Source organism: Vibrio rumoiensis (assembly GCF_002218045.2).
GTDB classification, from domain to species: Bacteria; Pseudomonadota; Gammaproteobacteria; order Enterobacterales; family Vibrionaceae; genus Vibrio; species Vibrio rumoiensis.
The window spans coordinates 70,909-84,735 of record NZ_AP018685.1 but is presented as its reverse complement, the minus strand read 5'-3'; the positions used below and the strand labels follow the sequence as shown (position 1 = coordinate 84,735).

The following is a 13,827-nucleotide window of genomic DNA, read 5'->3' as shown; positions in this document are numbered from 1 at the left end:
CTAAGTAATTTAAAGCTATTATCATTCCAACAGAATGATAATGAATTGACTGTGCCAATTATTAGTAAACTAATAACTGATTGGTCACTCAGTTCATTGAAATCATTGTTGCTTCCTAAGAAGCTATATTGATTATCATCAACGAGTGCCCACACAGATTGATAGGTTTAAATTGTTAAAGAGCGTTGTTCATCGTGACTGCGTCTCGTTGAACAGGGCGGCCATTTTAGCTCAATAAATCAAGGTGTCAAACACTTTTTAATAATTTATTTTACTTGCCTTTAAAAGGCTGAAACCGCTTGACTACAAAGGTCTGCATCGCTGCTTACTCCGTGTCAGTGAGGGCGAATTATAGGGAGTTATTCGGGCTTAGCAAGAGGTTTTTTAAAATTAATTTTCGACTGCTTGTTTTTGAATCAAATCGTTGTTTTGTGATTATAATTTAAACATTTTGAGCGGTATCACAGCAATAAGTTGGTAAATGTTAGTTATTAAACGTAAGATCTAATGGTCTACTTTATATAGACGTATTCTTATTTTCTTTTATTCAACTAGTAGTATGCAGATATGAACTCAAAAAAATCGACCATAATGGTCATCGCTCTTGCAGTACTTGGCACCGTTATCCTTTCCCTAACTAATGTTATCCCAGCTTGGGGAAGCTTTTTAATTGGTGTTGTCGCGACCTTTTTTATTACGTCTACTTCTTCTTCAACTCAATCTCAAAGCTCATCTGAAAAAGCATCAACCCAAACGCTATACGTAGGTAACCTACCTTATAAAGCAAATGAGTCTAATGTTCGTCAGCTTTTCTCTGAATACGGCGAAGTCTTTGCTGTGCGCTTAATGAAAGATAAGAGAACGGGAAAACGCCGTGGTTTTGGTTTTGTCGTGGTTGCAGAATCAGATACAGATAGCGTTATTTCATCACTTAACGAAAAAGATTATATGCAACGTACTTTGAAAGTTCGTGTTGCTAATGATCCTAAGCATCCTGAAACTGGAGAATCTCAACTGGATTAAAACCAAATTGGGCTAATCCATTATTCAGTGCCGCACCCTCCCATGGGGCGGCACTGCTGTATATAGGGTAAAATTTTTGTTTTAAATCATTATCTCTTCGAGGATTAATTTGTAATACCGTCCCTACTCTCATTGCGATTGCCTCACCAGAATCAATTAAAGCCACATTAACTCCTAGCACCTGCTGAATTTCATTTCTTAGTAATGGGAAATGGGTACAACCGAGCACGGCAACATCTATATTTTGAAATAATGGCTGTAGAATCTCTTCTAATTCTTTTAAGTCGACACTTGTACCTCTAAGTTTTTCTTCTGCCATCATCACCAGTCGAGTCGACCCTAAAAGCTTTACATCGACACCTGCTGAAAATTTCGAAATCAAATCATGGGTATAAGACCGGTTTACAGTTGCAGGTGTTGCAATCAGCCCTATAGCTAATTTAGATAAGGTCGCGGCAGGTTTAATAGCAGGCACTACTCCAATAACAGGGATGTTTAATGCTTGTCTTAAATGAGGTAGCACCACGGTGCTTGCGGTGTTACAGGCGATAACAACAATATCAATGGCTTCTTTTGCCACCATGTGAGTCATTAGGCGGAGCACTCGCTCAATTAATATCGGCTCGGGTAATTCACCGTATGGGTATGCTTCATTATCAAAAAGGTAGAGATAATCCAGCTGAGGGTATCGCGCTTGGATCTGTTGATAGACAGAAAGCCCACCGACACCAGAATCGAAGATTAATACTTTTGGAACAGAATTAGCTGAATGATGCACAACACTTACTCATGATAAACAGTACTGGTTACATGATACTCTGCTAACTAAATGGATGGAAATAAAACACACGGTGAGATAAAAATGCCCTCAACAAAGAATCGAGGGCACTTAGATTTGATAATATTAGAATTGGTAGGCTATCGAGCCATAGAAAGAACGTTCTGGCTCGATATAATTATCGATAACTTCGTAGTCTTCATTAAACAAGTTGCTTACACGCGCAGAAATCACCCAATCAGGTGTTAGATCGTAGCTAGCCGCTAAGTCAACGAGGCTAAACCCATTCAACTTTGCACCATTTGTATCGTAGCTATGACCTTGGTATCGATATGAAACATTAGTTTGCCAATGATCACCTTGGTAACCTACTTGCCATTTATACTGCTGGCGAGCAATACGAGCAGCATCTTCTCCGGTATTCTTATCTTCAGGTTTTAAATATTGCAGAGAGATTTGATGATATAGAGGTCCAGTATCAAAACTACCAACCCATTCAACACCTTTAATCGTCAAATCTTGATTTTCTACATTTTGACCAATGTAGTTACTATCTAGAATAATTCTATTATCGATATCATTATAAAAGGCCGCCAAACGCCAACTTAAGAAACTATGCTCCCCTTCCAAAGCAATTTCGTAGTTAGTTGATTCTTCAGGCTCTAAATCAGGGTTGGCAGATGGGAAACCATTAAAATCAGGATAATAGAGGTCATTAAAAGTCGGCACTTTGAAGCCAGTTCCCACATTACCAGTTAGGCGGAATTGCTCTGCAAACTGCCATCCAGCGCCTAATTGCCATGTAGTTTTATTGCCAAATTGCTGATTATCATCATAACGAAGACTTCCTTCTAATTGAAGGATCTCACCATTATGAGCGAGGTTGACATAACCAGCATGATTATAACGTTCCGTTTCCTTATAGTTTATATCAGAATCACCTACATCATCATTGGTATATTCATAACCAAAACCTAAGCTGTCTACTTTAGTAAATAACCAATTATTACGCCAATTGACTTCATCACGATGCGTTGTAATAGAGCTTGGGTAAGATGATTGAGTCACCCGCTCATCTTGGCTATAACCATAAGCGAAACTAGAGGTAAAAACATCCGTGGTATAAATTGCTTGACCATTAATTGAATAATTTTCTATTTGATTTCTATCGTTATAGAAATTCCCAACTGCGTAGGTATCATCATATTCTGTTAAACCATTGTGATAATAACCATTCATCCGAAGAATCCAGTTATCATCTAAATATACACCCCAGTCAGCAATGACATTGGTATTCTCGTAACTATCTTTATCATCATCTGCGCCATCATAGATGTCATAGTTATCAGAATATTGATATTGCGTGGTCACATTAACCCAAGATTTAGAGCTTGGTACCATAGCTATTGAACCAACATAGCTTTGGTAGCCATTAGAGCCACCGGTTGCTTTAACAGAACCAGTTGTCTCCGTATTAGAACTACTGGTTATGATATTAATCACCCCAGCCGTCGCATCAGCTCCATACACAGCGGCGCGAGAACCGCGTAAATATTCGATCTTTTGCACACCCGCAAGTGGCACCTGGCTCATATCAGCATAGCCAGTTGTAGCTCCACCCATTCGCATGCCATTAAAAAGGACCACAACATTGTTACTACCACGAACATAAACTCGTGTATTTGAACTATCACCACCATTAGTTGTGATTTGCACACCTGGAAGCTGACGTAAAACTTCCGTTAAAGTTTGAGCTTGGGTTTTATCAATATCTTCTTTAGTGATTTCGATAACTGGTGTAATCAAATTAGTAATAGGTTCAGTACGCTTAGTCGCGGTAACAAGCATCACATCGGTTGTGGCATTAGTTGATGACTCTTGCGCCAAAGCAAAGGGAGATAAAGAAAGGAAGACACCACCAGCGAGACTACTGATCGCGGTTGCTAAAACGGTTTTTTTCATTGTTAATAAGTCCTAAAACGCGAGAAACATAATGAGCAATTGCTCTGAATCACTGGCAGGTATTCGGACTTAAAGCTCGACAGTATTCCTTACTATCACCTACTCCTTTCGACTTCCCACCTAATTAAGGTAGTGTCTGGCTATTCACCCAAAAGTTTCGTTCTTATTACCGCTGCGCGTCAGTTCTGGATTTACACCAAATTCCCTTTTCAGCCATCACTATTCGTATATGAATAGGATAGACACCAGCTGACAGCATCCTAAAGTGCTAAGATCTTGATGTCCACTGATAGTTAAACCCGAACGATATTTTTCCTCTCTTCATTCAAAAAATGAATACATCAACACAAAACTGGACATCTGGTGCTCGATGGATAAAATCTGCGCTCCTTGTTCATTGTTTCAAACAAAAGGCTTCTTATGGCAACTCACACTCGCGACACCACCAGCTACGCTCAACAACTCGACGACAAGCTGCTGCGCCTAGGCGACATGTTTGGTGAATTTACCACGCCAGAAATCGAAGTGTTTGAATCCCCTGAACAGTATTATCGCATGCGGGCTGAATTTCGTGTCTGGCACGAGGGCGAAGACATGTACTACATCATGTTTGACCAAGCGACTCGCCAAAAATATCGTGTTGATCACTTCCCAACCGCCAGTCGATTAATTAATGACTTAATGCCGTTACTCATGGATGCCATGAAAGATAATCCGATATTAAGAACCAAATTATTCCAAGTAGATTTTCTATCGACCTTAAGTGGTGAGATTTTAGTTTCACTACTCTACCATCGCCAACTGAATGACGAATGGCAACAAGAAGCGCGCGCCCTTAAGCAACGTCTTAATGATGAAGGATTCAACTTAGATCTCATTGGCCGCGCCCGTAAAATGAAAATCGTCATGGACCGTGACTACGTGGTAGAAAAGCTGCACGTGAATGGCAAGCCTTATATTTATCAGCAAGTTGAAAATAGCTTCACTCAACCAAACGGCATCGTGGCAAAAAAGATGTTGGAATGGGCGGTCGACTGTACGCAAGAAAGTCAAGGCGACTTACTCGAACTTTACTGTGGTAACGGCAACTTCTCACTGGCTTTAGCGCAAAACTTTGAACGTGTGCTTGCCACTGAATTAGCGAAACCTTCCGTTGATTCGGCTCAATATAATATCAAAGCCAACAACATCGATAATGTACAAATCATTCGCATGTCAGCAGAAGATTTTACGGATGCAATGGAAGGGAAAAGAGAATTTCGCCGTTTAAAAGACAATAATATCGATTTAGCCAGCTATAACTGCAATACCATTTTTGTTGATCCACCACGCTCAGGTATGGATGAAGGAACATGCAAAATGGTACAAGGTTACGAGCGCATTATGTATATCTCTTGCAACCCAGAAACCTTAAAAGACAATTTAGACATTCTGGCGCAAACTCATAATATTACTCGCTTTGCGCTATTTGATCAGTTCCCATTCACTCACCACATGGAAGTGGGTGTTTTCCTAGAACGCAAATAAGTTTTCCTACACGCAATAACAAATAAGCCGCTGAATATTGAATATTCAGCGGCTTATTTCGTTTCCCTTCTTTTATTTTCATGGAAAGGGAAAGGCTTTTAATGATTAATCGCTATTCTTTATCGAGCCTTTCATCAAAGCGCTCCCCTTCGCGAGCATTCGTAATTGTAAGATCATACGCTCAGCAAGAACATCACGAGCATCATCTTCTAAATCAAGCGCTTCAGCTCCTGAGGTAAAAACTATCATTACTGAGGCTTCTGCTTGAATAGCCGCTACTTCTCGCGCCATTCCTGCTCCCACTAAATATTCGGTTAATTCAGCGCCAAAATGTTGGATTTCGCGCGCCACAGCGGCACGGAATTCTGCAGACGTTCCTGAACGCTCACGCAATAGCAAACGAAACACGTTCGGACTTTGCTCAATAAACTCCATAAAGGTTTGCACCGATGTACGGATCAAACTGCCTTCCGCCACAATACGTTGGCGAGCCTGACGCATTAATTGCCGTAATAACAGCCCACCTTCATCCACCATCACTAAACCGAGTTCATCCATATCTTTAAAGTGGCGGTAAAAAGAGGTTGGTGCAATACCCGCCTCACGAGACACCTCTCGTAGACTTAAATTTGAAAAACCGCGATCCGCGCTAAGCTGCCCAAAAGCGGCATCAATTAATGAGCGACGTGTTTTTTCTTTTTGTTGAGCTCGAATACCCATTATGCTTTCTCGTTGATCACCATGTCGCTAATATACCGATAAATACATCTATACCCAAGCAACTTGGGTATACCACCGAGCTTCCCGCAATAAATTATTCAACAACCGGTTATTTTTCTCTTTAAACATCAATCTATGTGATCGTGACGACTGTCTGTTATCTCAATCATTTACCCCATAATTGAATGCGTTACTATCTTATACTCAAGTAACTTGGATATAGATCTACCGGTATCAATTTCGGTATGCATTTCAGGATTTCACACAATATCAAGGGAAAAGCATGATGGATTCAACACACTTTGATGTCATTGTCATTGGTAGTGGCCCTGGCGGCGAAGGTGCCGCAATGGGGTTGGCAAAAGCAGGACTTAACGTTGCGATAATTGAAAGAGAAAGTAGCGTTGGTGGCGGTTGTACTCACTGGGGAACCATTCCTTCTAAAGCCCTCCGTCATGCAGTCAGCCGAATTATTGAATTCAATAACAACCCACTTTTTTGCAAAAACAAAACCAGTCTTACCGCTTCCTTCTCCGATATTCTCGACCATGCAAAAAGCGTTATCGATCAACAAACTCGTCTACGTCAGGGCTTTTATGATCGTAATGCTTGCACTCTATTATTTGGTAGCGCCAAATTTACTGGGCCAAATAGCGTGTCAGTTGCACAATCGGATGGCACATTTGAAGAATATACCGCGGATAAATTTGTGATTGCCACCGGTTCACGCCCCTATCAGCCTGAAGATGTCGATTTTACCCATGAACGCATCTACAACAGCGACACCATTTTAAATCTCAAGCATGACCCTAGACACATCATCATTTACGGCGCAGGGGTAATCGGTTGTGAATATGCCTCTATCTTCCGCGGACTCGGAGTCAAAACCGATTTAATAAACACCCGAGACCGCTTATTGGCGTTCTTAGATAACGAAACCTCGGATGCCCTTTCTTACCACTTTTGGAATAGTGGCGTTGTGATCCGTAATGATGAGACTTATCACAAAGTAGAAGGCACCGATGATGGTGTGATCGTACACCTTGAATCCGGTAAGAAAATGAAAGCAGACTGTTTGCTCTATGCTAATGGTCGAACCGGTAATACCGACAAACTGGATTTAGAACAGGTGGGATTAACCCCAGATTCTCGTGGGCAACTTTCCGTCAACAAACACTACCAAACCGAAGTTGACCATGTTTACGCGGTAGGTGATGTAATTGGCTATCCTAGCCTTGCCAGCGCGGCGTATGACCAAGGACGTTTTGTTGCTCAAGCGATAGCTAAAGGCAAAGCCGATGGATTCCTCATTGATGATATTCCAACCGGCATTTACACCATTCCTGAAATCAGCTCGGTTGGTAAAACAGAGCAAGAGTTGACGGCCTCGAAAATCCCTTATGAAGTTGGGCGTGCTTCATTTAAACATTTAGCACGTGCGCAGATCGCTGGTAAAGATATTGGTAGTCTGAAAATCTTATTCCATCGAGAAACCAAGCAAATATTAGGTATCCATTGCTTTGGAGAACGCGCCGCTGAAATTATCCATATCGGACAAGCCATTATGGAACAAAAAGGCCCCGCTAATACTATTGAATATTTCGTCAATACCACGTTTAACTACCCAACCATGGCAGAAGCTTATCGGGTAGCGGCGCTCAATGGTCTCAATCGTTTATTCTAAAAAGCGAAACCATAATCGTAAACAAACAATAAAGGAGCCAACTTGGGCTCCTTTTTTGATAAGAACGAATAATCAAACCGATTCAATAAACCGTCGCTGCTTCCACTGAGTGATAAATATCACCGCGAGCCCAGCACCACGCATTCCCATAAAAGTCAGCATCGACATCCACAAAGCATGGTTGCCCCAAGACGCGAAACTGAAATACAGTGCAAAAAAACACAACATGGCGATAAGCATACTATTGCGCATATCTTTGCCTTTGGTCGCCCCAACAAAAATGCCATCTAATAAAAAACACCACATCGATACCAATGGCATCACAATTAGCCAAGGCAAGTAAATATCCGCTTGTGCCTGTACATTCGGAATATCGGTGATCAGCCGAACTAATTGATGGCCAAATAACCAGAACATCAAGGTTAAAAACACACTACAGACTAAACCCCAAAATGACGTACCGATTAGCGAATTGAGTAATTGACCACGACTTTTCGCCCCCACCGCCTTACCGACCATCGCTTCCATTGCATAAGCAAAACCATCCATGCCATAAGACACCATCATCAAAAAGCTCATCAACACCGCATTGGCAGCCACCACATCATCGCCTAGTGCCGCACCTTGGAAGGTCATAAAACTGAATACCGCTTGTAAGCACAATGAGCGTAAGAAAATATCACTATTTAAGCGCAGCATTCTGCCCATGCCATTAGTGGCAGAAGGTAATAAGGTCAATACATTCGGAAGCTGTTGCTTGATCCAGGTGCGCATCACGAAAAACAAGCCCAAGACTAAGCCTGTATAATCCGCTAAAACGGAAGCCCACGCCGCACCGGCAACTTTCCAATCAAACACCAAGACAAATAGAACATCCAAAATAATATTGGCCAAGTTGGTTACGATCACCAGCCACATCGGTGCTTTGGCATTTTGCGTGCCAAGTAACCAACCTAAAATAACAAAATTGGCGAGTGCGGCCGGAGCACTCCACACGCGAATCGAAAAGTACTGCATGCCGTAATGCTTCACTTCAGCACTGGCATTACTTAACGAAAAAATCAGCTCAGCAAGTGGTGAATGAAACAATAGAAACAAACCCGCTAGCAGCCAAGCCACTAACATCCCTTGCAACCAAACATGCGCTAACTTTTGTGGACTTTCTTCACCTTGTGCTTGAGCGGCGAGCCCTGTGGTCGCCATACGTAAAAAACCCAACAACCAAAACGTCACGCTGATCATGGTACTACCTAGTGCAACGCCACCTAGATACCAGGCGTAATCTAAATGGCCGATCACCGCAGCATCAACTAAACCTAAAAGAGGGACTGTGATATTGGAAAGTACCATTGGAATGGCGAGCAACAACACCTGCTTATGCAAAGAGCGCTGCGAGAGAATTTGTTGAAGCAGTTGAAATGACGAAGATTGTTTGATCACGAAAACCTCACTTAGATGAGGCGACAGTTTACCTTGCTTTATAGTACAAAGAAATTATTAGTCTGGATTGATCTACCAACTCAGATGAATCATGGTTGGGGTAAGCCTATGCTTGATAAAAGGCAACTTGGAAAGCAATTTCTGCCAAGCTCGCCAACGCTTACAATTATGTTCGACAGGAGAGCGTGCTTTAATGCGATCAATCCATGGCAGCCAAGATAACACACTGGTCACGGGGTCTTTTAAACCATGCTGATAGAGCGAACAGCCCATCCCCTTCCCCCAATGTGATTGCGTTTTATCGCCCGCCAATACTAAACAAGCATGAGCGTGTGAAAAATGTCGTCCAAGTTTTTGTACAAAATGCGCCACTTGTTTACGAGGCTGAAGTAACAACGCTTGCTCACACACCACTAAGACCGGCGCGTTATCAGGAATCGCCAATTGATCGAGCCATTGCATATCCGGCACACAGCCGCACATCATTTTATAACGCTCACTGTGATGAAAGAGCTTTTGTCGCCATAACAAGGTTTCATCGACATCCACTTCAATCCAATGACAAAGACCATTATCTAAACGATAAAAACGGGTATCGAGCCCCGCACCAACATTGATGATCCAAGCATTAGGATGACGAGTAAGAAAGCGCGATACTTCCATATCACATAGTTGAGTAAGGGTGGCGTGTAGTAACTGCTTTTGATCGATATCGCCTGCTAAGCACTCAGCCGAAAGGTGGCAGCGTTGGCAAGCTCGTGCGGCAATCGGATCATAGACCAAACCGTCATCAATTAAACTTTCGCGACTACGTAACCACAAAGGTTGAAGTAGTTCACTAGGAACTTGATAAGCTTGGCAAGCAGTGGGTGGCGTTGGATCAGAAGAAGCTGTCATCAATTAATCTCCTAGGTTGAGATTAATTGATGATAATGATTATCATTTTAATTTACAAGCCAATTTATGTGCAATTGGCTCATAACAGACGATTGCGATATTACATCCAAGTGTTATTGCGAATAATACCGACCGCTAACCCTTCAATCGTTAACTCTTGTTGCGTTAAGTCCACTTCAATGGGGCTAAATTCTTCATTTTCTGCATGCAAGAAAACCTTCGAACCTTTGCGCTCTAAACGTTTAACGGTCACATCTTCATCAACGCGAGCAACCACCACTTGGCCATCACGAACATCTTGAGTTTTATGAACCGCCAATAAATCACCATCAACGATACCGATGTCTTTCATGCTCATACCATGAACACGCAACAAAAAGTCCGCTTGTGGGCGAAACATCGCAGGGTCGACATGGTAGTGACTTTCCACATGTTCTTGCGCCAAGATAGGCTCACCAGCGGCGACTTGCCCAACGAGAGGTAAACCTTGCTCTTCTAGCAATTCTTCCTCACTTTGCACAATGCGAATGCCACGAGAAGCACCAGGAATAATTTCAATTACATTTTTTCGAGCTAATGCCTTTAAGTGCTCTTCGGCTGCATTGGCCGAACGAAAACCTAATTCACGAGCAATTTCCGCACGCGTGGGTGGCATTCCTGTCATATCAATTTTATCTTTGATCAATTCAAAGATTTGCTGTTGGCGGGGCGTCAACGGTTTCATAATTCACCTGTCTTTTTATACAGTTGACTGTGAGTATATACAGTAATTTAATATAACTCCAGAGATATGAATCACTTTTTGAGCATTGATTTAAACCGAGGAAAGTACCTATATTTTATCATTTGGTGTGATTTAACGAGAATAAACTATAGAATAGACCACTTGCTGCGTATTGTATGTGGGGATTGAGCCCCACTTTTTATATTTGAGGCTGTACACTGTTATGTCTTACGGACACCGCGTTTCTCGCTCACTTCTAAAGTTACCTCTTTCTTTTTTGGTTAAGGGTAAAACCATCCCAGCCAACCCGGTTGAAGAACTGACGTTAGATCTAACCAAGCCAATTGTCTATGCACTACCTTTTAATTCTGATATCGATTTAATCAGTCTGCAAACGCAAACCAAAGCACTCGGTCTACCCGATCCATTAACGCCATTACAAATCAACGGCCAAGAATTTGCGCGCTTTGTATTTCTCACCTCAAAAGGCATGACCACTCACAGCAAACAAGTCTTACCTAAGCAATCCGTTGATTTATTTACTCAATTGCTCAAACTGCATCAAGCCGATTCTGAGCTGGATATTCAAATGCTGCCTACCTCAATTTTATGGGGTCGCAAACCAAATCAAGAAGGTAAAGAAAAGCCATACTTACAGGCGATGAGTGCTTGTCAAAAAAGTCGCTTATTAGTCTCCTCTGGCCGTGATTGCATGATCCGCTTTAGCCCTGTCGTGTCATTACGCTACATGGCCGACACTCATGGTGTCGATGAAACGATTGCTCATAAACTGGCACGTGTGGCGCGTATCCACTTTTCACGCCAAAAACTTGCCGCTTCTGGCCCTAGCTTGCCACAACGCCAAGTGCTGTTTAATCGTTTGTTAAAATCGCCAGAGATCCAACAAGCCATTCAAGAGGAAGCCAAGAATAAAAACATTTCACTCGAGAAAGCGCAAAAACAAGCGCAAGGCATACTCGAAGAAATTGCCGCCGACTTTTCTTATACCTTAATTCGTGTCGGTGCGCGCTTCTTAGGCTGGTTGTGGAACAAGCTGTATCAAGGCTTGAATATCAATAACATGGCAGCGGTACGTAAACTGGCACAAGATGGTCATGAAATCATTTATGTCCCTTGTCACCGCAGTCACATGGATTATCTACTGCTTTCTTACGTGTTACACCATGAAGGTATGGTTCCTCCGCACATTGCCGCAGGGGTGAACCTCAATTTCTTCCCTGCAGGCCCGATTTTCCGTCGTGGTGGCGCTTTCTTCATTCGCCGTAGCTTTAAAGGCAATAAACTCTACTCCACCATTTTTCGTGAATATTTAGCGGAGTTGTTTACGAAAGGCTACTCGGTCGAGTTTTTCAGTGAAGGTGGGCGTTCACGTACCGGTCGCTTATTGCAAGCCAAAACCGGCATGTTGGCGATGACAATCCAAACCATGCTTCGTGGTTTAAACCGCCCAGTCACTTTAGTGCCAGTTTATATTGGTTACGAACATGTAATGGAAGTGTCGACTTACACCAAAGAATTAACTGGCAAGCGTAAAGAAAAAGAAAGTGCCGGTATGGTACTAAAAACGCTACGTAAGTTACGCAACTTTGGCCAAGGCTATGTCAATTTTGGTGAACCTATTAACCTCAACCAATACCTTAATGAAGAAATGCCAGGTTGGTCGAGTAAAGAAAACCAAGCCCAAGACAGCAGCCAAAAACCACAATGGATGAATCCAGTGGTCAACAAGCTCGCCAATAAAATGATGACGCATATTAATGATGCCGCAGCAGCCAATGCCCTAACACTTTGTGCAACGGCCTTATTAGCATCGAATCAACGTGCACTTTCTCGCCGTAAGCTTGAGCAACAAATTAATTGTTACTTATCACTATTAACCCAAGTACCTTACACGCCAACCAGTACCGTGCCAGATAGCAGCGCCGCACAATTGGTAGAGCATGCAGAAAAATTAGATAAATTCGTAGTCGAAGCCGATGAACAAGGCGATATTATTTCTCTCGATCGACAGCAATCGGTTCTGATGACTTATTACCGTAATAACATCATCCATTTATTTGCTTTGCCGTCATTGATCGCTCACCTAGTGGTACAAAAAGAACACATTTCACGTGATGAACTACACCAAGCAATTAGCTTGATCTACCCATTCTTGAAAGCGGAATTGTTCTTACATTACCAACAAGATCAACTCGACACGGTAATCACCGATTTAGTCAATGAACTACTACGCCAAGAGTTGATTAAAGAAGATAATGGCGTCATTTCGATTAATCCTTCTCAAGTGCAGGTGCTAATTCTACTTTCTCGCACGATTGTGGAAACCTTACAACGCTATGCGATTGCGCTGACTCAACTCGTCGCCATGCCAGAGATTGATAAAGGATTACTTGAAAAACAAAGCCAAACTATTGCCCAGCGTTTAGGAAGGTTACACGGCATTAATGCGCCCGAGTTTTTCGATAAAGGGGTATTTATCACCTTATTCCAAACGCTTAAACAACAAGGCTATTTAGCGCCACAAACTGAACAGCAGCACAAAATCGAAACCTTAGTCGATTTACTGGGTGAGTTATTATCACCAGAAGTTCAGCTAACGTTACAAGAAAGCATTATACGTAAAAAATAGTTAAGCAAAAACACGTTCGTTATTATCACTCTATATTTACTCCAACTCTAGTGCAGAGTAACTCTACTCTGCACTTCTATTTTCTCTGAACACATTTCCCAAACTATTAATTATCCTTTCTGTAAATAAAGACAGGTGAGGCTAATTAGAATAAGCACCAGTACCGCTGGCACTCTCTATGTCTATGCTACGACTTGCTGAATACACTCAACTACCACTCACTTCTAAACCAAACTGAGGTCTCTTCTAAGCTTAACTCTCGAGAGATAGTCACGAAATATGAACCAGTGTGCTTATTGAAAGAGCAATAATCAATATCTCTGGATTAATCCAACCTCTACGCGCAATAACATAACCACTTAGTGATGAGAAAGACAAGGAAGCACTATAAATAATCGCGAAGACAACAATACAATATAAAA

The 13,827-nt window shown here is 42.1% G+C and carries 10 protein-coding genes and 1 riboswitch; of the genes, 4 read left to right on the top strand and 6 right to left on the bottom strand.

What is annotated here, in order from left to right; genetic code table 11:
• Positions 1 to 567 precede the first annotated feature (567 nt).
• Positions 568 to 1,023 carry an RNA recognition motif domain-containing protein gene (locus tag VRUMOI_RS00415; protein WP_089139900.1) on the top strand — a complete coding sequence of 152 codons (456 nt, stop codon included), beginning with the start codon at positions 568 to 570 and terminating at the stop codon, positions 1,021 to 1,023.
• On the opposite strand, the gene murI is transcribed toward VRUMOI_RS00415, so the two are convergent.
• Complete coding sequence (gene murI / locus VRUMOI_RS00410; RefSeq protein ID WP_089139901.1) at positions 986 to 1,801, bottom strand: glutamate racemase; 816 nt, start codon at positions 1,799 to 1,801, stop codon at positions 986 to 988. The two genes, VRUMOI_RS00415 and murI, sit on opposite strands and share 38 nt — an antisense overlap.
• A 126-nt stretch (positions 1,802 to 1,927) precedes the next feature.
• Positions 1,928 to 3,763: a TonB-dependent receptor domain-containing protein gene (locus VRUMOI_RS00405; protein ID WP_089139902.1), complete on the bottom strand. Its 1,836-nt coding sequence runs from the start codon at positions 3,761 to 3,763 to the stop codon at positions 1,928 to 1,930.
• Between the two features lie 37 nt (positions 3,764 to 3,800).
• Positions 3,801 to 4,027: riboswitch (cobalamin riboswitch) on the bottom strand.
• 156 nt (positions 4,028 to 4,183) lie between these two features.
• Here VRUMOI_RS00405 and trmA point away from each other — a divergent pair.
• Positions 4,184 to 5,290, top strand: coding sequence for a tRNA (uridine(54)-C5)-methyltransferase TrmA (trmA, locus tag VRUMOI_RS00400; protein WP_089139903.1), 1,107 nt, complete (start codon positions 4,184 to 4,186; stop codon positions 5,288 to 5,290).
• Positions 5,291 to 5,395: 105 nt separating this feature from the next.
• Here the strand turns inward: trmA and fabR are convergent, their stop codons facing one another.
• Positions 5,396 to 6,010: an HTH-type transcriptional repressor FabR gene (gene fabR, locus VRUMOI_RS00395; RefSeq protein ID WP_089139904.1), complete on the bottom strand. Its 615-nt coding sequence runs from the start codon at positions 6,008 to 6,010 to the stop codon at positions 5,396 to 5,398.
• A gap of 283 nt (positions 6,011 to 6,293) precedes the next feature.
• Between fabR and sthA the strand changes: the two genes are divergently transcribed.
• On the top strand, positions 6,294 to 7,694 hold the full coding sequence (sthA, locus tag VRUMOI_RS00390; RefSeq protein ID WP_089139905.1) for a Si-specific NAD(P)(+) transhydrogenase: 1,401 nt from the start codon (positions 6,294 to 6,296) through the stop codon (positions 7,692 to 7,694).
• A gap of 72 nt (positions 7,695 to 7,766) precedes the next feature.
• Here the strand turns inward: sthA and dinF are convergent, their stop codons facing one another.
• The 3 genes from dinF to lexA all read right to left on the bottom strand — a co-directional run bounded on the left by dinF (position 7,767) and on the right by lexA (position 10,755).
• Positions 7,767 to 9,134, bottom strand: a complete 1,368-nt coding sequence (dinF, locus tag VRUMOI_RS00385) for an MATE family efflux transporter DinF (RefSeq protein ID WP_162598323.1) — start codon at positions 9,132 to 9,134, stop codon at positions 7,767 to 7,769.
• A 72-nt stretch (positions 9,135 to 9,206) separates the two neighbouring features.
• Complete coding sequence (locus VRUMOI_RS00380) at positions 9,207 to 10,031, bottom strand: class I SAM-dependent methyltransferase (RefSeq protein WP_089139906.1); 825 nt, start codon at positions 10,029 to 10,031, stop codon at positions 9,207 to 9,209.
• Between the two features lie 100 nt (positions 10,032 to 10,131).
• Positions 10,132 to 10,755: a transcriptional repressor LexA gene (gene lexA, locus VRUMOI_RS00375; protein ID WP_089125060.1), complete on the bottom strand. Its 624-nt coding sequence runs from the start codon at positions 10,753 to 10,755 to the stop codon at positions 10,132 to 10,134.
• A gap of 223 nt (positions 10,756 to 10,978) precedes the next feature.
• Here lexA and plsB point away from each other — a divergent pair, with 223 nt between their 5' ends.
• Entirely contained in the window at positions 10,979 to 13,405 is a 2,427-nt protein-coding gene (gene plsB / locus VRUMOI_RS00370) for a glycerol-3-phosphate 1-O-acyltransferase PlsB (protein ID WP_089139907.1), read from the top strand.
• Positions 13,406 to 13,827: the final 422 nt, after the last annotated feature.

Excerpts from the sequence above, each read along its gene's own strand:
- VRUMOI_RS00415 (WP_089139900.1), top strand. The coding sequence starts at position 568 with ATGAACTCAAAAAAATCGACCATAATGGTCATCGCTCTTGCAGTACTT.
- lexA (WP_089125060.1), bottom strand. The coding sequence starts at position 10,755 with ATGAAACCGTTGACGCCCCGCCAACAGCAAATCTTTGAATTGATCAAA.
- trmA (WP_089139903.1), top strand. The coding sequence starts at position 4,184 with ATGGCAACTCACACTCGCGACACCACCAGCTACGCTCAACAACTCGAC.
- VRUMOI_RS00380 (WP_089139906.1), bottom strand. The coding sequence starts at position 10,031 with ATGACAGCTTCTTCTGATCCAACGCCACCCACTGCTTGCCAAGCTTAT.
- fabR (WP_089139904.1), bottom strand. The coding sequence starts at position 6,010 with ATGGGTATTCGAGCTCAACAAAAAGAAAAAACACGTCGCTCATTAATT.
- VRUMOI_RS00405 (WP_089139902.1), bottom strand. The coding sequence starts at position 3,763 with ATGAAAAAAACCGTTTTAGCAACCGCGATCAGTAGTCTCGCTGGTGGT.
- plsB (WP_089139907.1), top strand. The coding sequence starts at position 10,979 with ATGTCTTACGGACACCGCGTTTCTCGCTCACTTCTAAAGTTACCTCTT.
- sthA (WP_089139905.1), top strand. The coding sequence starts at position 6,294 with ATGATGGATTCAACACACTTTGATGTCATTGTCATTGGTAGTGGCCCT.